This window comes from Pseudomonas sp. P105 (genome assembly GCF_032614175.1).
Classification (GTDB): domain Bacteria; phylum Pseudomonadota; class Gammaproteobacteria; order Pseudomonadales; family Pseudomonadaceae; genus Aquipseudomonas; species Aquipseudomonas rhizophila.
Genome location: NZ_CP126693.1, coordinates 4,628,335 through 4,649,354 on the forward strand (window position 1 = coordinate 4,628,335; position 21,020 = coordinate 4,649,354).

Genomic DNA, 21,020 nt, shown 5'->3' on the forward strand with positions numbered 1-21,020 from the left:
GGCGAAAAACCAAAGAAGCTACATGCGCAGTCGCTTCCAGGACAAGGCAACTGCTTGGGGGATCAGCTGCCTCGATACGTTGAGTAAGCGTAGGGCGAAATCAGCAGGGGCACGTGGTAATGCTCCTGCTCGGCCGAAATGCCGAAGCGCAGCACCACTACATCCAGGAACGCCGGCTCGGACAGCTGGACGCCACGGGCACGGTAGTAATCGCCGGCATGGAATTGAATCTGATAGACGCCGCTACGGTAGTCATCCCCTTGCAACAACGGTGCATCGCAACGGCCGTCGCTGTTGGTCAGCGCGCTGGCGACCAATTGCAGTTGCGCACCTTCGACGCGGTACAGCTCGACCTTGATCGAGCTGCCCGGGCAGCCGTGCGCGGCATCCAAAACGTGAGTAGTCAAACGTCCCATTGATTGTGCGCGCCTCGCTGCAAGCAGTCCGGCCCGACGCCTCCTGAATCAGTTGAAAGACAGGCCGCACCGTTTCGGAGCATGAAACGCTGCGGCGATGAGCGAATTAAGACACTTTAAACAAAAATTGTACACAATAAAAAACAGAAATTTATCCCCTGCCACATTCGAGAAGGGTTCGGACCCGATCAGCAATAAAACCAGCAGACACACAGGATTGTCATGCCTTAGCTGACCAAATGGGCAGGTTTCTTGCAGTGTAGACAAGCCAGAGACGGCAGTGAAAAATGCAAAAAATCAGGCTTACAAAGTGCGCATAAAGTTGTATACAATCAACCCATCGCTGTGACGCCAGCCTGTGATTCATCGCCCAGGCGCCACCTACATGGTTCGAACAAGAAGGAAAACTGCAGTGAGCGCTGACTACCCACGCGACCTGATCGGTTACGGCAGTAACCCTCCCCACCCTCAGTGGCCGGGCAACGCCCGCATCGCCCTGTCCTTCGTGCTCAACTACGAGGAAGGCGGCGAGCGCAACGTGCTGCATGGCGACAAGGAGTCCGAAGCGTTTCTCTCGGAAATGGTTTCGGCGCAACCGCTGCAGGGCGAGCGCAACATGAGCATGGAATCGCTCTACGAATATGGCAGCCGCGCCGGTGTCTGGCGGATCCTCAAGCTGTTCAAGGAATTCGATATTCCGCTGACGATCTTCGCGGTGGCCATGGCTGCCCAGCGCCACCCGGATGTGATCCGTGCCATGGTCGCCGCCGGTCACGAGATCTGCAGCCATGGCTATCGCTGGATCGACTATCAATACATGGATGAAGCCCAGGAACGCGAGCACATGCTCGAAGCGATCCGCATCCTCACCGAAATCACCGGCGAACGTCCGTTGGGCTGGTACACCGGCCGCACAGGCCCCAACACCCGCCGGCTGGTCATGGAAGAAGGCGGTTTTCTCTATGACAGCGACACCTACGACGACGACCTGCCCTACTGGGAACCGAACACCCCCACCGGCAAGCCGCACCTGGTGATTCCGTACACCCTGGACACCAACGACATGCGCTTCACCCAGGTCCAGGGTTTCAACAAGGGCGATGATTTTTTCCAGTACCTCAAGGATGCCTTCGACGTGCTGTATGCCGAAGGCAGCGAGGCGCCGAAGATGCTTTCCATCGGCCTGCACTGCCGCCTGATCGGCCGTCCTGCCCGTCTCGCGGCCCTCAAGCGGTTTCTTGAATACGCCAAGGGCCATGAGCAGGTCTGGTTCAGCCGTCGCGTCGACATCGCCCGCCACTGGCAGCAGACCCACCCGCATCCGGGCGCTTTGAAATCAGGGGCTTCGAAATGACCGCATTCCAGACCCTCAAGCCTTCGACCTTGAGCCGCGAAGCGTTCGTCAAAGCCTTCGCCGACATCTACGAACATTCGCCATGGGTGGCCGAAAAAGCTTTCGACCTGGGCCAGGACCCATCGATCGACCAGATCGAAACCCTGCACCAGCGCATGAGCGACATCCTGCTGTGCGCCGATCACGCCAGCCAACTGGCGCTGATCAACGCACACCCGGACCTGGCCGGTAAAGCCGCCGTCCAGGGCCAACTGACCGAGGCCAGCACCAACGAACAGGCTGGCGCCGGTATTCACCAATGCTCGAGCGATGAGTTCCAACGCTTCACCGAGCTGAACGAGGCCTACAAAGCCAAGTTCAAGTTTCCCTTCATCATGGCGGTAAAAGGCAGCAACCGGCATCAGATCCTCGCGGCGTTCGAAACGCGCATTCACCACTCGGCAGATACCGAGTTCAAATGCGCGCTGGCAGAGATCAACAAGATCGCGTTGTTCCGATTACTGACTCTTTAGCAAGCAGCCCTGAGGCCCAGGCCCCTGCAAGCATCCCCAGCCAACTTATTAAAGGCAGACAAGAAGAATGAAAGCTTACGCCGTACCCTTCGAGAAGTTCGTCAACCTGGCCGACGCCCGCCTGGGCACCAAGATCATTTCGGTCACCGATGACTGGTTCGCCGACGCCAACCGTCTGTTCCAGCCGACTCCGGCCGTATGGAAGGAGGGCGTGTTCGATGACAACGGCAAGTGGATGGACGGCTGGGAGTCGCGCCGCAAGCGCTTCGAAGGCTACGACAGCGCGGTGATCCGCCTGGGCGTGCCGGGTTCGATCAAAGGCGTGGACATCGACACTTCATTCTTCACCGGTAACTACCCGCCGTCGGCGTCCCTCGAAGCCTGCTTCCTGGCCTCCGGCGAGCCAGACGAACATACCCAATGGACTGAAGTGCTGTCGGCCGTGGAACTGCAAGGCAACAGCCACCACTACCATGAAATCAGCAATGACCAGGCCTTCAGCCACCTGCGCTTCAACATCTACCCCGATGGTGGCGTGGCCCGCCTGCGGGTCTACGGCATTCCGTACCGCGACTGGTCGGCCGTGGGCGACAACGAACAGATCGACCTGGCCGCGGCCCTCAATGGCGGTCGCGCCCTGGCCTGTTCCGACGAACACTTCGGTCGCATGAGCAACATCCTCAACCCCGGTCGCGGGGTGAACATGGGCGACGGCTGGGAAACCGCCCGTCGTCGCACCCCGGGCAATGACTGGGTGATTGTCGCCCTGGGCCATGCCGGCGAGGTCGAGAAAGTCATCGTCGACACCCTGCACTTCAAGGGTAACTACCCGGACAGCTGCTCGATCCAGGGCGCATTCGTCAAGGGCGGCACCGACAGCCAGATCGAAACCCAGTCGCTGTTCTGGCGCGAGCTGCTGCCGAGTCAGAAACTGGAGATGCACGCCGAACACACCTTCGCCGAGCAGATCAAGGCGTTGGGGCCGATCACCCACATCCGCCTGAATGTGTTCCCGGACGGTGGCGTGAGTCGCCTGCGGGTGCTTGGCAAGGTGTCGAAATAAGAGTGAACCCGAATCGCGAGCAAGCTCGCTCCCACATTTGAAATGCATTCCCCTGTGGGAGCGAGCTTGCTCGCGATGGCGGCACAACAAACAACACAGAATTCAAGGTAAGAAGACCAGCATGCGGACACTCAAGATCGAACCGTTGACCAAAGAAGCCTTCGCCCCGTTCGGTGACGTGATCGAAACCGACGGCAGCGATCACTTCATGATCAACAATGGTTCGACCATGCGCTTCCATCGCCTGGCGACGGTTGAAACCGCCGAGCCGGACGACAAGGCGATCATCAGCATCTTCCGCGCCGAGGCGCTGGAGATGCCGTTGACCGTACGCATGCTGGAGCGCCATCCGCTGGGCAGCCAGGCTTTCATCGGGCTGCTCGGCAACCCCTTTCTGATCGTGGTCGCGCCACTTGGCGATGTACCTGTATCAGGCTTGGTCCGCGCCTTCGTCACCAACGGCAGGCAGGGCATTAATTACCATCGCGGCGTCTGGCACCACCCGGTGCTGACGATCGAAAAGCGGGATGACTTCCTGGTGGTTGATCGCAGTGGCACAGGCAATAACTGCGATGAGCATTTTTTCAAAGAGGATGAGTTGTTGATCCTCGCCCCCCACCAATAAGAGAAGCGTCCGATCACGCGAAAACAAGCGTGACGGGCGAGAGGTAAAGACTGTGGAAGCACATATGCTGGAATGGCTGAACCTGAGCGTGCGCTGGGTTCATATGATCACTGGCGTGGCCTGGATCGGCGCGTCGTTCTACTTCGTCTGGCTGGAAAACAACCTCAATCGCGTCAACCCCAAAAGCGGTCTGGCCGGTGATTTGTGGGCCATCCACGGTGGCGGCATCTACCACCTGGAAAAATACAAACTCGCGCCGCCGTCCATGCCGGACAACCTGCACTGGTTCAAATGGGAAGCCTACTTCACCTGGATGTCGGGCGTCGCCCTGCTGTGCCTGGTGTTCTATTGGAACCCGACCCTGTACCTGCTGGCACCGGGCAGCAGCCTGAGCGGGCCCGAAGGCGTCGCCCTGGGCATCGGCTCGTTGTTCGTCGGCTGGTTCGTGTATTCCTTTCTCTGCGACTCGGCCCTGGGCAAACGCCCTGCCCTGCTCGGCCTGATCCTGTTCGTGCTGCTGATCGCCGCGGCCTACGGGTTCAGCAAGGTGTTCAGCGGTCGCGGTGCCTACCTGCATGTCGGGGCGGTCATCGGGACGATCATGGTCGGCAACGTGTTCCGCATCATCATGCCGGCCCAACGCGCGCTGGTGGCGGCCATTGCCGAGAACCGCACGCCGGATCCGGCGCTGCCGGCCAAGGGCCTGTTGCGCTCGCGCCACAACAACTACTTCACCCTGCCGGTGCTGTTCATCATGATCAGCAACCATTTCCCGAGCACTTATGGCAGCCAGTACAACTGGTTAATCCTGGCCGGGATTGCCGTGGCGGCGGTGTTGGTGCGGCACTATTTCAATACCCGCCACGACAGCAACAAGTATGCCTGGACGCTGCCGGTCGGCGCTCTGGCGATGATCTGCCTGGCTTATGTCACGGGTCCAAAACCCATGACCACAGCGCCGGAAGTCGCCAAAACCCCTGGTGTGATCGAGTACCAACCGTTGCCGGAAACGGCGGTGGGCGGCGGCGCAAAACCGGCGACGGCAGCGGCCGCACCGGCATCGACGCCGGCCCAGACCGCCAATGCCCAAGGCCCTTCGTTCGAGAAGGTCCACAGCGTGATTCAGGAGCGCTGCTCGGTCTGTCATTCGGCCAAACCCACCAGCCCGTTGTTCAGCGCCGCGCCGGGCGGGGTGATGTTCGATACCCCGCAGCAGATCCAGCAACAAGCCGCGCGCATCCAGGCCCAGGCCGTGGCCACGCAGATCATGCCCCTGGGCAATATCACCCAGATGACCCAACAGGAACGCGACCTGATCGGCGCGTGGATCAGCCAGGGGGCGCGGACCAACTGAGTCCCGCCGACATCAAACCTGACATCACCCGCTACACGTAATACCGCTGACAGGCAGACCGGCACACGACCGGTCGCCCGTCAGCGCCTGCCTGCGCCTCAACAATAAAAACAAGAGGAAAGCGTCAGATGAACCAGCCCCGCCATCACGCCCCAAATTCGCCACGAATGCGCCGTTGCAGGGCACTTGAGCCCATGAATGCAGGGCCGTATCCTGCGCGGCCGTTTGAATCCGGGCCGCGTAAAACCAGCAGATCCTGACCGATACGCCAACTATTGCAGTGTTGGCAGATATCGGTTCCCGCTGAAGACACTTTTTCGATCGCTTCAAACCACTGAACAAGCCATTTTTCCGATTTATCCCGGTCTTGGCTCAGCTCTTGCTGTCAGCGCTTGTCACAAACAAAAAGCTGACCGAACGGATGTTTTTTCCGTAGAAAAAAAGCGCCACACCAGAGCGCTGATCTTAAAAAAATGCAGTACCACTTACCTTTGGGAGCAAACTGAATGAAACGTACGTCTACCCAGCTGATACTTGCAGGCTCTTTGCTGGCCGGGGGCCAGGCGATGGCCGATGACCTGCTGCAGTGGCAGAACAACAGTCTGAGCTACCTGTACGGCAAGGATTTCCAGATCAACCCGCGCATCCAGCAAACCGTGACCTTCGAGCACGCCGATGCCTGGAAATACGGCGACAACTTCTTCTTCCTCGACCGGATCTTCTACAACGGCCAGGACGACAGCAATTCCGGCCCGAACACCTACTACGGTGAGTTCAGCCCACGCCTGTCGTTCGGCAAAATCTTCGACCAGAAGCTGGAACTGGGTCCGATCAAGGATGTGTTGCTGGCCATGACCTACGAGTTCGGCGAGGGCGACAACGAGTCGTACCTGATCGGTCCGGGCTTCGACCTGGCGATTCCCGGTTTCGATTACTTCCAGTTGAATTTCTACAACCGCCAGACCGAAGGTCCGCGCGCTGGCGACAATGTCTGGCAGATCACCCCGGTCTGGGCCTACACCCTCCCGGTGGGCTCATCCGATATCCTGTTCGACGGTTTCATCGACTGGGTCGTGGATAACGACAGCAACGCCAAGGGTACCTACCACGCCAACCTGCACATCGTCCCGCAGATCAAATATGACCTGGGCAAGGCATTGAAGCTGGGCGCCAAGCAATTGTACGTGGGCGTGGAATACGACTACTGGAAGAACAAGTACGCGATCAAAGACAGCGAAGGCTTCAAGACCAATCAGAGCAATACCAGCTTCTTGCTGAAGTATCATTTCTGATCCACATCGATCCTCGATGCTCAGGAAATCTTGTGGGAGCGAGCCTGCTCGCGATGGCGGTGGATGCTACTGCATCACCCCGCCGTCACCCGCAAGAACCGGCTTAACTCCTCGCGCTGAGCCAACGCATCCTGGCGTCCCAGCTCGATCAGTTCACTGCAATAGCCCGCTTCGAACAGCAGATAACTCAGCACCCCGGCGCCGCTGGTCTTGGTCGCGCCCGGCCCGCGCAGGAACATGCGCAGCGCGCGGGGCAATTCCAGGCGATGGCGGGCGGCGATTTCGTCGATCGGCTGGCTCGGCGAAATCACCAACACCTCCACCGGCGCCGCGCCCAGCGCATGAGCCGGCACGTCATCGGGCAGCAGATGACTGAAGCCATTCAGACGCTCCAGCAGCTCAATGTCGCTTTCCAAGCTGTCAATGAACGTGCTGTTGAGCATGTGGCCACCGATCTGCGCCAGGGTCGGTTGCTGGCCGGTGTAACTGCGCTGCAACGGCTCTGGCGAACCAAGGCCGCGCGGATTGCCGCTGACGCCGATGACCAGCACGCGATTGGCCCCCAGGTGCAGGGCCGGGCTGATGGGAGCCGATTGACGCACCGCGCCGTCGCCGAAATATTCCGGGCCGATCCTGACCGGCGCGAATAGCAGGGGGATCGCCGAACTGGCGAGCAGGTGTTCCACCGACAACTGGGTCGGCACGCCGATGCGCCGGTGCCGCAGCCAGGATTCGATGGTGCCGCGGCCCTGGTAGAAGGTCACGGCCTGGCCGGACTCATAACCGAACGCAGTCACCGCCACGGCCCGCAGTTGCTGCTGCGCGATCGCCTGTTCGATGCCCGAGGCGTGGAATTGAGACTGGAGAAGTTCACGCAACGGCGAACTGTCGATCAGCGCCACCGGTAACCGGGCGCCCAGGCCCAGCAGGCTGTGGCTGATAAAACGTGTCGCCTGGGCAATCACGCCCCACCAGTCGCTGCGCATCACCTGATGGCTGCGCACCGCTTGCCAGAAGGCAGTCAGGCGCTCGATGGCCGTTTTGAAGTCCATCGCCCCGCTGGCCAGGCTGACCGCGTTGATTGCCCCGGCCGAGGTGCCGACAATCACCGGGAACGGGTTATCCGCCCCGTCCGGCAACAGTTCGGCAATCGCGGCCAATACCCCCACTTGATACGCTGCCCGAGCCCCGCCGCCGGAAAGAATCAAACCTGTCACCGGTTCAAGTGGGGTCATCGCAACGCTCCGTGTTCATTAAGTGGACTACAGGCTTAACCGCGTTTGTCATACAGCTTCGGCTCGCCCGGCGGACGACTCTTGAAGCGCCGGTGAGCCCAGAGGTATTGCTCGGGGCATCTGCTGACCGACTGCTCCACCCATCGATTGATACGGATGCAATCGGCCTCTTCGGTCTCCCCTGGAAAATCTTCCAGCGGCGCCTGGATCACCAGACGGTAACCACTGCCATCAGCCAGGCGTTCCTGGATGAATGGCACCACCCGTGCCTTGCCCAGGCGAGCAAACTTGCTGGTGGCTGTGACCGTCGCGGCCTGGATGCCGAACAGTGGCACGAAGACGCTTTGCTTGGCGCCGTAGTCCTGGTCCGGCGCATACCAGATCGCCCGCCCCGCCCGTAGCAGCTTGAGCATGCCACGCACGTCGTCGCGTTCCACCGCCAGGGAATCAAGATTGTGCCGCTCACGCCCGCGACGCTGGATGTAGTCAAACAGCGGGTTCTTGTGCTCGCGGTACATGCCGTCGATGGTGTGCTGCTGGCCGAGCAATGCCGCGCCGATTTCCAGCGTGGTGAAGTGCAGCGCCATCAGGATTACTCCTTTGCCCTCGCGCTGGGCCTGCTTGAGATGCTCCAGCCCTTCGACATGGGCCAGCTTCGCCAGGCGCGAGCGCGACCACCACCAGCTCATGGCCATTTCGAAGAAGGCGATACCGGTGGAGGCAAAATTTTCCTTGAGCAGGCGCTTGCGCTCGGCAGCGGACTTTTCAGGAAAACACAGTTCCAGATTGCGCTGGGCAATGCGCCGTCTGTCGCCGGCCACACGATACATCAGCGCACCCAATACACGACCGGCGCGCAGCAGCAGCGGATAGGGCAGCTGAACGATCAGCCACAACAGCCCCAGACCGCACCACAGCAGCCAGAAACGCGGATGAAAAAATGCAGCTCGAAAACGCGGGCGATCCATTACAGCTTCCATAAAGACATGGGCCGCGCATTCTACATCGTTCGACCCGGCTTGCGGCCCGGGGACGATCTCGTTATAAGTCTCGGCACTTTTAGTGACAAGCCGTTGTACGCCGACCATGAGCCAAACCGAACCGCTAGACCAAGATCCCGTGTTCCAGCTGAAGGGCAGCATGCTCGCCATTACGGTGCTGGAGCTGGCCCGCAACGACCTGGAGAGCCTTGACCGGCAGTTGGCGGCAAAAGTCGCCCAGGCCCCGAATTTTTTCAGCAATGCCCCGTTGGTGCTGGCGCTGGACAAACTGCCGGCCGGCGAAGGTGCCGTGGATCTGCCGGGCCTGATGCGGGTTTGTCGCCAGCACGGCCTGCGCACCCTGGCGATCCGGGCCAGCCGTATCGAAGACATCGCCGCCGCCATCGCCGTGGACATTCCGGTGCTGCCGCCCTCGGGCGCCCGGGAACGGGTACTGGAACTGAGCCCGGTCGAGACCAGGAAAAAGCCGGAAAAACCACCAGAACCGACCATCAAGCCGACCCGAGTCATCACCTCTCCGGTACGTGGCGGGCAGCAGATCTATGCCCAGGGTGGTGATCTGGTCGTGGTGTCCTCGGTCAGCCCGGGTGCGGAACTTCTGGCCGATGGCAACATCCATGTATACGGCCCGATGCGTGGCCGTGCCCTGGCCGGTGTCAAGGGCGATACGAAAGCCAGGATTTTCTGTCAGCAGTTGAGCGCTGAACTGGTCTCTATCGCCGGGCAGTACAAGGTTTCCGAGGATCTGCGTCGCGACCCGCTGTGGGGGGCCGGTGTCCAGGTCAGCCTGTCGGGCGACGTGTTGAACATCATTCGGCTTTAACGGATACTGCCGCATTTTCCAAGCATCTCTAAAACGTAGCGAAAACGGCTTAAACGACGTAGGAAAAAGGATAAGGCAGTGTTTACCGGAGGTAGACCCCGTCCCGCATCCGATTCCAGCCAAGCCTGTCCAATTGCAGCAGTTTCAAGAGATGTTTTTCAGGGGCTGAAAAAGTCCTTTTTCCTTAGGGGTGAAACACCTTGGCCAAGATTCTCGTGGTTACATCCGGCAAGGGTGGTGTGGGTAAGACCACCACCAGCGCCGCTATCGGTACCGGTCTCGCTCTGCGCGGCCACAAAACAGTCATCGTCGACTTCGACGTCGGCCTGCGTAACCTGGACCTGATCATGGGTTGCGAGCGTCGCGTGGTCTATGACTTCGTCAACGTGGTCAACGGTGAAGCGAACCTGCAGCAAGCCCTGATCAAGGACAAGCGCCTTGAGAATCTGTACGTGCTGGCCGCCAGCCAGACCCGCGACAAAGACGCGCTGACCCAGGAAGGCGTGGAAAAAGTGCTGATGCAGCTCAAGGAAGACTTTGAGTTCGTGGTGTGCGACTCCCCGGCCGGTATCGAGAAAGGTGCCCACCTGGCGATGTACTTCGCTGACGAAGCGATCGTCGTGACCAACCCGGAAGTCTCGTCGGTACGCGACTCCGATCGCATGCTCGGCCTGCTGGCGAGCAAATCCCGTCGCGCCGAGAACGGCGAAGAGCCGATCAAGGAGCACCTGCTGCTGACCCGCTACAACCCGCAACGTGTCAGCGATGGCGAAATGCTGGGCGTCGAAGACGTCAAGGAAATCCTCGCTGTTACCCTGCTGGGTGTGATTCCTGAATCCCAAGCGGTACTCAAGGCCTCCAACTCGGGTGTGCCGGTGATTCTCGACGACCAGAGCGACGCCGGTCAGGCGTACAGCGATGCGGTCGATCGCCTGCTGGGCAAAACCGTAGAGCATCGATTCCTCGATGTAACGAAGAAAGGTTTCTTCGAGCGCCTGTTTGGAGGTAGGTAATGAATCTTTTTGACTTCTTTCGTGCCAACAAAAAGCCAAGTACCGCCTCGGTCGCGAAAGAGCGTCTACAGATCATCGTGGCGCACGAGCGCGGCCAGCGCAGTACCCCTGATTATCTGCCAGCCTTGCAGAAAGAACTGGTGGAAGTGATCCGCAAGTACGTCAACATCGGGTCCGATGATGTGCATGTGGCGCTGGAAAGCCAGGGCAGTTGCTCGATTCTGGAACTCAATATCACCCTGCCGGATCGCTGATCGATCCTGCAGGTGCCCACGGCGGCTCCGGGTCCCAAAGTCCTTCCCACAGGGTTAGGAAAAAGGGCCCGAGCCGCCGTTGGCGTTTGTTACGAGACTGTTTGAATGCCCCTGTCCAACATCCGCATCATCCATCAGGACGCCGCCGTCCTGGTGGTCGACAAGCCGACCCTGCTGCTGTCCGTGCCCGGCCGGGCCGACGACAACAAAGACTGCCTGATCACCCGCCTGCAGGAAAACGGCTATCCGGAAGCGCGAATCGTGCACCGGCTGGACTGGGAAACCTCTGGCATCATCCTGCTGGCCCGGGATCCGGACACCCATCGCGAACTGTCTCGGCAGTTTCATGACCGGGAAACCGAAAAGGCCTACACAGCATTGTGCTGGGGCCAACCGGAGCTGGACAGCGGCAGCATCGACCTGCCCCTGCGCTACGACCCGCCGACCAAACCGCGCCACGTGGTGGATCATGAGCAGGGCAAGCACGCCCTGACCTTCTGGCGCGTGCTGGAGCGTTGCGGCGACTGGTGCCGGGTCGAACTGACGCCGATCACCGGACGCTCGCACCAGTTGCGCGTGCACATGCTGTCCATTGGTCATCCGCTGCTGGGCGACGGCCTCTACGCCCACCCCCAGGCCCTCGCTGCGTGGCCACGGCTGTGCCTGCACGCCAGCATGCTCAGCTTCACCCACCCGCAAAGCGGCGAACGCCTGCGCTTCGAGTGCCCGGCGCCGTTCTGAGAGACGCCACCGACACTGTGGCGAGGGAGCTTGCTCCCGCTGGGGCGCGAAGCGGCCCTAAAGGCTGACACCTCGGCATGCCTGCTTGATTGGGTTACCACTGTTGGGGCTGCTACGCAGCCCAGCGGGAGCAAGCTCCCTCGCCACGGGTTCAACAACCCAAGTTCCCCATATACCTACCCCTCTCCCCTCCCCATCGCCCCCCAATACGGTAAACTCCCGCGCATTGCTGTCTGGAGTTATTTATGCGCGAAGAGTTGAACCAAGGCCTGATCGACTTTCTCAAGGCCTCCCCCACCCCGTTCCACGCCACCGCCAGCCTTGCCCAACGTCTGGAGGCAGAGGGTTATCAGCGTCTTGACGAACGCGAGACCTGGGCCACCGAGGCCAACGGCCGTTACTACGTCACGCGCAACGACTCTTCAATCATCGCTTTCAAACTGGGGCGCAACTCACCGCTGCACGACGGCATCCGCCTGGTTGGCGCCCACACCGACAGCCCCTGCCTGCGGGTCAAGCCCCAGCCGGAACTGCAACGCCACGGGTTCTGGCAACTGGGCGTGGAAGTTTATGGCGGCGCGCTGCTGGCGCCGTGGTTTGACCGCGACTTGTCCCTGGCCGGGCGCGTGACCTTCCGCCGCGATGGCAAGGTCGAAAGCCAACTGATCGATTTCAAGGCGCCGATCGCCACGATTCCGAACCTGGCCATCCACCTCAATCGCGAAGCCAACCAGGGCTGGGCGATCAACCCACAGAATGAGCTGCCACCGATTCTCGCCCAGTTCGCCGGTGACGAGCGCGTCGACTTCCGCGCCGTGCTCACCGATCAACTGGCCCGCGAACACGGCCTGAATGCGGACGTGGTGCTTGATTACGAGCTGAGTTTCTACGACACCCAAAGCGCCGCGCTCATCGGCCTGCATGGTGATTTCATTGCCGGCGCGCGCCTGGACAATCTGCTGTCGTGCTACGCCGGCCTGCAAGCCTTGTTGAACGCCGACACCGAAGAGACCTGCGTGCTGGTGTGCAACGACCACGAGGAAGTCGGCTCTTGCTCGGCCTGTGGCGCCGATGGTCCGATGCTGGAACAAACCCTGCGTCGTTTGCTGCCTGAAGGTGAAGAGTTCGTACGGACCATCCAGAAATCCCTGCTGGTTTCCGCGGACAACGCCCACGGCGTGCACCCCAACTACGCCGACAAACACGACGCCAACCACGGCCCGAAACTCAATGCAGGGCCCGTGATCAAGGTCAACACCAACCAGCGCTACGCCACCAACAGCGAAACCGCCGGGTTCTTCCGTCACCTGTGCATGGCCGAGGAAGTACCGGTGCAGAGCTTCGTGGTGCGCAGCGACATGGGCTGCGGCTCGACCATCGGCCCGATCACCGCCAGTCAGTTGGGTGTACGCACGGTGGACATCGGTTTGCCGACCTTCGCCATGCACTCGATCCGCGAGCTGTGCGGCAGTCATGACCTGGCGCACCTGGTGAAAGTGTTGAGCGCGTTTTATGCCTGTCGTGAGTTGCCATAGCTGCCGTTGCAGCTAACCCCTGTGGCGAGGGAGCTTGCTCCCGCTGGGCTGCGCAGCAGCCCCCTACCTGCAACTGAATGCAGGTTTGCCAGTGCTGCGCACTGGAGCGGGAGCAAGCTCCCTCGCCACAATGATGTCCGCCTCAAGATTCGAGGTGGCCATGACATACATCATCACACCCCGGCAAAACCCCAACTAGACTGACCTTATCCCCTCCGACAAGGCCGTCGCCATGATTCCGATGTCTGCGTTCAATGCCATGCTGGTGCCCATCATCGCCGGCATGATCCTGCTGGCCATCGGCTTCAACTTCCGAGACAAGAACGTCGGGGTGTTTGCCATGTGGATCGGCATGTTGTTGATCCTCGCCACAGTGGTGTTCAGGATCCTGGCCAAACTCAACGAATCGATCTGACCTCACCTCAGGCAGCCGACGGTTGCTCCGGCACGTCCACCCCCACGTGAATCGCATCGTGACGCCAGAACTCCAGGTCACAATCGATCAACCGCTGATGCTGGTCATAATTGACCCGGGCAATCCGCAAGCCAGGGCTGCCAACCGAGACTTTCAACGCCGCCGCCGCTTCAGGCTGTAGCGAGGTCGGCACAATCTCGAACTTCACCCGGCCGTAGTGCAAGTCGTAATGACGGGCGTACAACTCGGTGATGGACTGATTGAGGTCGAATTCGAGGATGTCCGGGAAGTACTGCGGGTTCAGGTAGTGCTCGACATACAGCACCAGCCGCTCATCGATACGCCGCACGCGGCAGATCTGGATCACACTGGACAGTGCCGGCAATTGCAACCAGGCACACACTGCTGCCGAAGCCGGCTGCAGACGGGCCGAGATCACTTGAGTGGAAGGCACTCGCCCCTGGGCAGTCACCATGGCGTGGAAATGGCTGCGCTGCATCAGGTTATAGGCCAGGCGTGGCGGCGAGACGAACCAGCCACGGCGCTCCTCGCGATAGATCTGCCCCTGGGCTTCGAGCTGCAACAGCGCTTCGCGCACGGTGATGCGTGTAGTGCCGAACAACTCACTGAGCTTGCGCTCGGCCGGCAACTTGCTACCGGGCACCAGCAAGCCATGGTCGAGCTGCTCCTGCAGGACTTGCCCGATGGTTGTCACCGCTTTGGTTGTCTCGATGCGCATCAACGTTACCTATCTGGACTAGACCAGCACTCTTTCGGGGCGAAATCGATGGAACATCCATCCGTTTCTCATGCTTGCAAGCCTAGGCACTGCACATGACTGGTAGATGACAGAACCGCCGAACGGTTCATTGCCATCCCTGCAAGTTAGCGGCCAACTCCTTGCAGATCAGCCGCTTAACCATGGTCTACGCTTAGTTGGCAGCCACTTTGCCCCCGCCTGGCACATGCCGGCATCTCCTGCACCGACATCAAAATGTCACAGGGCTCGCCTACATTGGCTCAGGTATTGCTGACCTAGACCAACACAACCGCAATCGCAGCGTTGAAAACGCCCATAGGAGCTTCGGATGAAACAGTTTTTCCTGGCATCACTGTTAGGCTCGACCATTGCCATGTGCACTGTTGCCATGGCCGCTGACACCGATTTGAAAACACTGGAAGCCGCTGCGAAAGCGGAAGGCACCGTGAACAGCGTCGGCATGCCCGATGACTGGGCGAACTGGAAAGCCACCTGGGATGACCTGGCCAAAATCTATGGCTTGAAACACATCGACACCGACATGAGCTCGGCCCAGGAAATCGCCAAGTTCGCCGCCGAGAAAGACAACGCCAGCGCCGATATCGGTGACGTCGGCGCAGCTTTCGGCCCGATCGCAGTCAAGCAAGGCGTGGTTCAACCCTACAAGCCGAGCACCTGGGAACAGGTTCCAGACTGGGCCAAGGACAAGGACGGCAACTGGGCCCTGGCCTACACCGGCACCATTGCTTTCATCGTCAACAAGAAGCTGTTGCACGGCTCCGAAGTGCCAACCAAATGGGCCGACCTGAAAACCGGCAAATACAAGGTTTCCATTGGTGACGTGAGCACCGCCGCCCAAGCCGCCAACGGTGTGCTGGCAGCGGCCCTGGCCAATGGCGGCAACGAGAAAAACGTTCAACCGGCCTTGTTGATGTTCGCCGAGATCGCCAAGCAAGGGCGTCTGTCCATGGCCAACCCGACCATCGCCACCATGGAAAAAGGTGAAGTCGAAGTCGGCGTGGTCTGGGACTTCAACGGCCTGAGCTACAAGGCCAAGATGGCCAACCCGGATGATTACGTCGTACTGATTCCATCCGACGGCTCGGTCATCTCCGGCTACACCACCATCATCAACAAATACGCCAAGCACCCGAACGCCGCCAAACTGGCTCGCGAATACATCTTCAGCGACGCCGGTCAGATCAACCTGGCCAAGGGCAACGCCCGTCCGATCCGCGCCGAGCACCTGACCTTGCCTGAAGAGGTCAAGGCCAAGTTGCTGCCCAACGAACAGTACAAAGGCGTGACCCCGATCAAGGATGCGGATGCGTGGGAAAAGACCTCCAAGACACTGCCGCAGAAGTGGCAGGAAGAAGTGATCATCAATATGGAGTGAGGCAATAGCTCCCGCTCGGAAATCCACTGGAGATCCAATTGTGGGAGCGAGCACTGTGGGAGCAAAGCTTGCTCGCGATGAACGATGACACGGTCTTGCAGTTGAACCGTGTCGCCTTCATCGCGAGCAAGCTCGGCTCCCACAGAAGCTGGCTTCCACATCAGGTCCCTGGTGAATCCGAGTTTCCTGGTATCTGTCCGGAGTCCCGCTACCCATGAAGCACAACGTCATCCTGGTGGTGCTCGACGGCCTCAACTACGAGGTCGCCCGGCATGCCATGGGGCATTTGCAGGCCTATGTCGGCGCAGGACGCGCGGCGCTCTACACACTGGAATGTGAACTGCCCGCCCTGTCCCGTCCGCTCTATGAATGCATTCTGACCGGCGTCGTGCCCCTCGACAGCGGGATCGTGCACAACAATGTCTCGCGCCTGTCGAACCAGCGCAGCATCTTCCACTACGCCACCGCAGGCGGCTTGAGTACGGCAGCCGCGGCCTATCACTGGGTCAGCGAGCTGTACAACGTGTCACCATTCATCGCCGGCCGGGATCGGCATACCGACAACCCCGAGCTGCCGATCCAGTACGGACATTTCTACTGGAATGACCACTACCCCGACTCTCATCTGTTTGCCGACGCCGAACACCTGCGTCAGCGCTACCTGCCGAATTTTTTGCTGGTGCACCCCATGAACATCGACGATGCCGGCCACAAGCACGGCCTCGACACCCCGCAATACCGCAACAGCGCCCGCTCGGCCGACATCAACCTGGCGGTTTACCTGCAAGCCTGGCTCGACGCCGGATACCAGGTGCTGGTGACATCCGACCACGGCATGAACAACGACCGCTCCCACAACGGCCTGCTGGCTGAAGAACGGGAAGTGCCACTGTTTGTGCTGGGCAACGGCTTCAGCCTCAACCCCAACGCCGCACCCCGGCAGACTGAACTGTGCGGCACCATTTGCCAGTTGCTCGGCGTTGCCCACGACAAACCCTATTGCCAGGAGTTGCTCAAGTGAATGCCATGACGCGCGGCAAATGGCTGGCAGCGTTGTGCCTGGTGCCCTTCGCGATTTTCTTCATCGTGTTCCAGATCGCGCCGCTGCTTTGGGTGCTGGTCAACAGCCTGGAATCGGAAGAGTTCGGCTGGGGCCTGGCCAATTTCAGCAAGATTTTCAGTTCGAAGTTCTACCGCCAAGCGATCCAGCACAGCCTGGAAATCAGTTTCTGGTCCAGCGTGTTCGGCATCATCATCGCCGTGCTCGGCAGCTATTCCCTGCGTCGGGTCGATTCGCGCCTGCGCAACTTCGTCAACGCCTTCGCCAACATGACCAGCAACTTCGCCGGCGTGCCCCTGGCCTTCGCCTTCATCATTTTGCTGGGGTTCAACGGCAGCATCACGATCATGCTCAAACAGGCGGGGATCATTGAAGATTTCAACCTGTACTCGAAAACCGGGCTGATCATCCTCTACACCTACTTCCAGATTCCCCTGGGCGTACTGCTGCTCTACCCGGCCTTCGACGCGCTGCGCGAGGACTGGCGCGAATCCGCTGCGCTGCTGGGCGCCAACGGCTGGCAGTTCTGGCGGCACATCGGCTTGCCGGTGCTGACCCCGGCGCTGCTGGGCACGTTCGTGATCCTGCTGGCCAATGCGCTCGGTGCCTACGCCACGGTGTATGCGCTAACCACCGGTAACTTCAACGTCCTGCCGATTCGCATCGCCGCCATGGTCTCCGGGGACATTTCCCTTGACCCGAACATGGCCAGCGCCCTGGCCGTGGTGCTGGTGGCGCTGATGACCCTGGTGACCGTCGTCCATCAGTTGCTGCTCAAGAGGAGCTACCATGTCTCGCGCTGAATCGAGCTCTACCGGGCTCTATCATCGGCTGGTGGTGTATTTGCTGTTCGCCATCCTGCTGTTGCCCCTGGCCGGCACGCTGATCTACTCCATCGCCAGCAGTTGGTCGGCCACCGTGCTGCCCAGCGGTTTCACCTTCAAGTGGTACGTGCAGCTGTGGAGCGATCCGCGTTTTCTCAACGCCTTCGGCCAATCGCTGATCGTCTGCGTCGGGGCGCTGGTGCTGTCCGTGGTGCTGATCCTGCCCCTGCTGTTTGTGGTGCATTACCACTTTCCAAAGCTCGACGCACTGATGAACATCCTCATCCTGCTACCCTTCGCGGTGCCGCCGGTGGTGTCTTCAGTGGGGCTGTTGCAACTCTACGGTTCCGGGCCGCTGGCGATGGTGGGCACGCCGTGGATCCTGATCGGTTGCTACTTCACCGTTGCCCTGCCATTCATGTATCGGGCGATCACCAACAACCTGCAAGCCATCAACCTGCGCGACCTCATGGACGCCGCCCAACTGCTCGGCGCCAGCACGTTCCAGGCGGCTTTGCTGGTGGTACTGCCGAACTTGCGCAAGGGCTTGATGGTGGCGTTGCTGCTGTCTTTCTCGTTTCTGTTCGGTGAGTTCGTGTTTGCCAACATTCTCGTCGGCACTCGCTATGAAACCCTGCAGGTGTACCTGAACAACATGCGCAACAGCAGCGGTCACTTCACCAGTGCGCTGGTGATTTCCTACTTCTTCTTCGTACTGGTCCTGACCTGGGCGGCCAACATCTTGAACAAGGACAAAAGCCAATGAGCTACGTCAGCGTCCAACACCTGCAAAAAAGCTATGCCGGCACACCGGTGTTCAGCGACATCAATTGCGAAATCCACAAGGGCGAGTTCGTCACCCTCCTCGGCCCTTCCGGCTGCGGCAAGTCCACACTGCTGCGCTGCATTGCCGGCCTGACCGCGGTGGATGCCGGACAGATCCTTTTGGACGGACAGGACATCGTCCCGCTGAGCCCGCAGAAACGCGGGATCGGCATGGTGTTCCAGAGCTACGCCTTGTTTCCCAACATGACCGTGGAACAGAACGTCGCCTTCGGCCTGCGCATGCAAAAGGTTGCGACCGAGGACAGCCGCCAACGGGTACTGGAGATTTTGCGGCTGGTGGAGCTGCACGACTTCGCCGCTCGCTACCCCCATCAACTTTCCGGCGGCCAATGCCAGCGCGTGGCCCTGGCCCGCTCCCTGGTGACCCGCCCGCGCCTGTTGCTGCTGGACGAGCCGCTGTCGGCCCTGGATGCGCGGATTCGCAAACATTTGCGCGAGCAGATCCGACAGATACAACGCGAACTGGGCCTGACCACGATCTTCGTCACACACGATCAGGAAGAAGCGCTGACCATGTCCGACCGGATTTTCCTGATGAACCAGGGAAAGATCGTACAAAGCGGCGATGCCGAAACCCTTTACACTGCGCCGGTCGATGTCTTTGCCGCCGGCTTCATCGGCAACTACAACCTGCTGGACGCCGACAGCGCCAGCAAACTGCTGCAACGGCCAGTGACCGGTCGCATCGCCATTCGCCCGGAAGCCATTGAACTGAGCCGCAGCGGCGAGCCCGATGCACTGATCCGCAGCCACAGCCTGCTGGGCAACGTGATCCGCTACCGGGTCGAAGCCCGCGGCGTAGAGCTGGTGGTCGACGTGCTCAATCGTTCCGCCGCCGATTTGCACCCCGATGGCACACGACTGTCACTTTCCATCGATTCGACGGCGCTGTGTGAGGTAGCCTGATGGCTTTATTGATTTTGAAGTTGATTCTGAAAAGGGAAACGCGCTGATGGCCCTGGCAATTTTTGATCTGGACGAAACCCTGATCCACGGCGATTGCGCCACCCTCTGGAGCGAGCAGATGGGGCGCCTGGGCTGGGTCGATCCAGAGTCGTTCATGCGTCGCAACAATGAGCTGATGGACGCCTACAGCCACGGCAAGCTGCGCATGGAAGAATACATGGACTTCAGCCTGGAACCGATGATCGGCCGCACCCCGGAAGAAATCGAACACCTGGTGACGCCGTGGGTGGAAGACTTCATCGAACCGATCATCTTCAGCGACGCCACCAAAACCATCGCCGAACACCGCAAGGCCGGTGACCGGATCCTGGTGATCTCCGCCTCCGGCACGCACCTGGTCAAGCCGATTGCCGAACGCCTGGGCATCGATGAGATCCTGGCGATTGAGCTTGAGGTGAGTCATGGGGTGTACAGCGGCAAGACCGTCGGCACCCTGACCTATCGCGAAGGCAAGATCGCACGGCTTCTGGACTGGCTGGATGCCGAGGAGGAAAACCTTGAGGGCGCGAGTTTCTATTCCGACTCGCGCAACGACCTGCCGCTGCTACAGCGGGTGGATTATCCCCATGTGGTGAACCCGGATGCGGTGTTGAAGGCCCATGCCGAATCGGCCGGGTGGCCGATTCATACCTGGAAATAAGCCCCCCTGTGGGAGCGAGCCTGCTCGCGATTGTGGTGTGTCAGTTAAATCAATGCCTGCTGATCCATCGCAATCGCGAGCAAGCTCGCTCCCACACAGGTTTAGCCTAGCCCAGCAACAGCCACAGGCTCCAGCCGAGCAACAACACACCGCAGATACGACTGAGCCAGAGTCCCTGCGGCAGGTTCTTCTCCAGCAGGATGAAGGCACCGATCACTGCCACCCAGAGCAGGTTCATCACGCCGACCACGAACAGCAGGCCCATCAGGGCCCAGCAGCAGCCCAGGCAGTAAGCGCCATGGGCCAGTCCCATGCGCCAGCCGCCGAGCACGCCGGGGCGCCAGTAGCCCAGAAGAAAATGCAGTGGCCCGCGACAATGCTCAAGGCAGACCGCCTTGCTTGGCGACCACTGATAGATGCCTGCGACCAGCAGCAGGCCAGCGCCCAGCGCGGTACTGCTGCTGCGCATCCCCGGACTGAGCAAGGCCAGCCGCTCGAGCGCCCATTGCAGCGCCGTGGCGCCCAGGGCGAAACCAACCCAGACCAGGCCATAGGCGCTGCAGAACAGCAGCAGGGCCAGGTGTCGCTGCGGTGCCGGCATACGCTTGCGCAGCATCTGCTGGTAGATCAGCAGCATGGGCAAGGCGCTGGGCAGCATCATGCCGATCATCATCACCGCCCACATGGCGAACATCAGCAGCGCATCGCCCAGGCTCCAGGGCATGAGCATACCGGCCATTGCCGCATCGGCCATGCCGCCCGGCGCACTCATGTCACGGGCCATCTGCAGCAGTACCAGCCAGGCCAATGCGGTCAGTGCGAGCAGGCAGAGCAGGAACAACAACTGCTCGCCTGTCAGTCGCTTGCTCTGCGCCGCCGCCTGGGGTTCTGCCAT

24 protein-coding genes are annotated in these 21,020 nt (G+C 60.4%); 19 read left to right on the plus strand and 5 right to left on the minus strand.

What is annotated here, in order from left to right:
* Positions 1-62 precede the first annotated feature (62 nt).
* On the minus strand, positions 63-416 hold the full coding sequence (gene uraH / locus QOM08_RS20775) for a hydroxyisourate hydrolase (protein WP_256231618.1): 354 nt from the start codon (positions 414-416) through the stop codon (positions 63-65).
* Positions 417-828: 412 nt separating this feature from the next.
* On the opposite strand from uraH, the gene puuE reads away from it, so the two are divergent.
* The 7 genes from puuE to QOM08_RS20810 all read left to right on the plus strand — a co-directional run bounded on the left by puuE (position 829) and on the right by QOM08_RS20810 (position 6,616).
* Positions 829-1,770, plus strand: coding sequence for an allantoinase PuuE (puuE, locus tag QOM08_RS20780; RefSeq protein ID WP_076383794.1), 942 nt, complete (start codon positions 829-831; stop codon positions 1,768-1,770).
* A complete protein-coding gene (gene uraD, locus QOM08_RS20785; protein ID WP_047229635.1) occupies positions 1,767-2,282 on the plus strand; it encodes a 2-oxo-4-hydroxy-4-carboxy-5-ureidoimidazoline decarboxylase in 516 nt (171 codons plus the stop codon). The genes puuE and uraD overlap by 4 nt, the downstream gene beginning before the upstream one ends.
* A 67-nt stretch (positions 2,283-2,349) precedes the next feature.
* Positions 2,350-3,345, plus strand: coding sequence for an allantoicase (alc, locus tag QOM08_RS20790; RefSeq protein ID WP_139049413.1), 996 nt, complete (start codon positions 2,350-2,352; stop codon positions 3,343-3,345).
* Positions 3,346-3,466: 121 nt separating this feature from the next.
* On the plus strand, positions 3,467-3,970 hold the full coding sequence (locus QOM08_RS20795) for an ureidoglycolate lyase (protein ID WP_047229637.1): 504 nt from the start codon (positions 3,467-3,469) through the stop codon (positions 3,968-3,970).
* Positions 3,971-4,022: 52 nt separating this feature from the next.
* A complete protein-coding gene (locus QOM08_RS20800) occupies positions 4,023-5,324 on the plus strand; it encodes a urate hydroxylase PuuD (RefSeq protein ID WP_107321761.1) in 1,302 nt (433 codons plus the stop codon).
* A gap of 198 nt (positions 5,325-5,522) precedes the next feature.
* On the plus strand, positions 5,523-5,834 hold the full coding sequence (locus tag QOM08_RS20805) for a hypothetical protein (protein WP_316912068.1): 312 nt from the start codon (positions 5,523-5,525) through the stop codon (positions 5,832-5,834).
* Positions 5,831-6,616 carry an outer membrane protein OmpK gene (locus QOM08_RS20810; RefSeq protein ID WP_316912069.1) on the plus strand — a complete coding sequence of 262 codons (786 nt, stop codon included), beginning with the start codon at positions 5,831-5,833 and terminating at the stop codon, positions 6,614-6,616. The genes QOM08_RS20805 and QOM08_RS20810 overlap by 4 nt, the downstream gene beginning before the upstream one ends.
* A 74-nt stretch (positions 6,617-6,690) precedes the next feature.
* Here the strand turns inward: QOM08_RS20810 and QOM08_RS20815 are convergent, their stop codons facing one another.
* Together QOM08_RS20815 and QOM08_RS20820 are read right to left on the minus strand one after the other, a co-directional pair.
* Positions 6,691-7,851 (minus strand): patatin-like phospholipase family protein, encoded by a 1,161-nt coding sequence (locus QOM08_RS20815; RefSeq protein WP_047229640.1) that lies wholly within the window; start codon positions 7,849-7,851, stop codon positions 6,691-6,693.
* A gap of 35 nt (positions 7,852-7,886) precedes the next feature.
* Positions 7,887-8,819 carry a lipid A biosynthesis lauroyl acyltransferase gene (locus QOM08_RS20820; protein WP_316912070.1) on the minus strand — a complete coding sequence of 311 codons (933 nt, stop codon included), beginning with the start codon at positions 8,817-8,819 and terminating at the stop codon, positions 7,887-7,889.
* A 118-nt stretch (positions 8,820-8,937) separates the two neighbouring features.
* On the opposite strand from QOM08_RS20820, the gene minC reads away from it, so the two are divergent.
* The 6 genes from minC to QOM08_RS20850 all read left to right on the plus strand — a co-directional run bounded on the left by minC (position 8,938) and on the right by QOM08_RS20850 (position 13,633).
* Complete coding sequence (gene minC, locus QOM08_RS20825) at positions 8,938-9,675, plus strand: septum site-determining protein MinC (RefSeq protein ID WP_139049407.1); 738 nt, start codon at positions 8,938-8,940, stop codon at positions 9,673-9,675.
* A 200-nt stretch (positions 9,676-9,875) separates the two neighbouring features.
* On the plus strand, positions 9,876-10,688 hold the full coding sequence (gene minD / locus QOM08_RS20830) for a septum site-determining protein MinD (protein WP_042728954.1): 813 nt from the start codon (positions 9,876-9,878) through the stop codon (positions 10,686-10,688).
* The gene (gene minE, locus QOM08_RS20835) at positions 10,688-10,942 is read left to right on the plus strand and encodes a cell division topological specificity factor MinE (RefSeq protein WP_003179111.1); all 255 of its coding nucleotides are present in this window, start codon (positions 10,688-10,690) and stop codon (positions 10,940-10,942) included. The genes minD and minE overlap by 1 nt, the downstream gene beginning before the upstream one ends.
* A 105-nt stretch (positions 10,943-11,047) precedes the next feature.
* Positions 11,048-11,683, plus strand: a complete 636-nt coding sequence (locus tag QOM08_RS20840) for an RluA family pseudouridine synthase (protein ID WP_018612476.1) — start codon at positions 11,048-11,050, stop codon at positions 11,681-11,683.
* 245 nt (positions 11,684-11,928) lie between these two features.
* Positions 11,929-13,218 (plus strand): M18 family aminopeptidase, encoded by a 1,290-nt coding sequence (locus QOM08_RS20845; protein WP_047229643.1) that lies wholly within the window; start codon positions 11,929-11,931, stop codon positions 13,216-13,218.
* 232 nt (positions 13,219-13,450) lie between these two features.
* Complete coding sequence (locus QOM08_RS20850) at positions 13,451-13,633, plus strand: hypothetical protein (protein WP_047229644.1); 183 nt, start codon at positions 13,451-13,453, stop codon at positions 13,631-13,633.
* 7 nt (positions 13,634-13,640) lie between these two features.
* On the opposite strand, the gene QOM08_RS20855 is transcribed toward QOM08_RS20850, so the two are convergent.
* A complete protein-coding gene (locus QOM08_RS20855; protein ID WP_316912071.1) occupies positions 13,641-14,372 on the minus strand; it encodes a UTRA domain-containing protein in 732 nt (243 codons plus the stop codon).
* Positions 14,373-14,721: 349 nt separating this feature from the next.
* Here QOM08_RS20855 and QOM08_RS20860 point away from each other — a divergent pair, with 349 nt between their 5' ends.
* From QOM08_RS20860 to QOM08_RS20885, 6 genes are all read left to right on the plus strand, one after another.
* Positions 14,722-15,789: an ABC transporter substrate-binding protein gene (locus QOM08_RS20860; RefSeq protein WP_047229646.1), complete on the plus strand. Its 1,068-nt coding sequence runs from the start codon at positions 14,722-14,724 to the stop codon at positions 15,787-15,789.
* A gap of 214 nt (positions 15,790-16,003) precedes the next feature.
* Complete coding sequence (locus QOM08_RS20865; protein WP_316912072.1) at positions 16,004-16,810, plus strand: alkaline phosphatase family protein; 807 nt, start codon at positions 16,004-16,006, stop codon at positions 16,808-16,810.
* Positions 16,811-16,815: 5 nt separating this feature from the next.
* Positions 16,816-17,652: an ABC transporter permease gene (locus QOM08_RS20870; protein ID WP_160893164.1), complete on the plus strand. Its 837-nt coding sequence runs from the start codon at positions 16,816-16,818 to the stop codon at positions 17,650-17,652.
* Positions 17,639-18,439: an ABC transporter permease gene (locus tag QOM08_RS20875; protein WP_139049405.1), complete on the plus strand. Its 801-nt coding sequence runs from the start codon at positions 17,639-17,641 to the stop codon at positions 18,437-18,439. Before QOM08_RS20870 ends, QOM08_RS20875 begins: the two co-directional genes overlap by 14 nt.
* The gene (locus QOM08_RS20880) at positions 18,436-19,425 is read left to right on the plus strand and encodes an ABC transporter ATP-binding protein (RefSeq protein ID WP_047229650.1); all 990 of its coding nucleotides are present in this window, start codon (positions 18,436-18,438) and stop codon (positions 19,423-19,425) included. The genes QOM08_RS20875 and QOM08_RS20880 overlap by 4 nt, the downstream gene beginning before the upstream one ends.
* 46 nt (positions 19,426-19,471) lie before the next feature.
* On the plus strand, positions 19,472-20,125 hold the full coding sequence (locus QOM08_RS20885) for an HAD family hydrolase (protein WP_107321754.1): 654 nt from the start codon (positions 19,472-19,474) through the stop codon (positions 20,123-20,125).
* Between the two features lie 106 nt (positions 20,126-20,231).
* Here the strand turns inward: QOM08_RS20885 and QOM08_RS20890 are convergent, their stop codons facing one another.
* Positions 20,232-21,020: a DUF2182 domain-containing protein gene (locus tag QOM08_RS20890; RefSeq protein WP_316912073.1), complete on the minus strand. Its 789-nt coding sequence runs from the start codon at positions 21,018-21,020 to the stop codon at positions 20,232-20,234.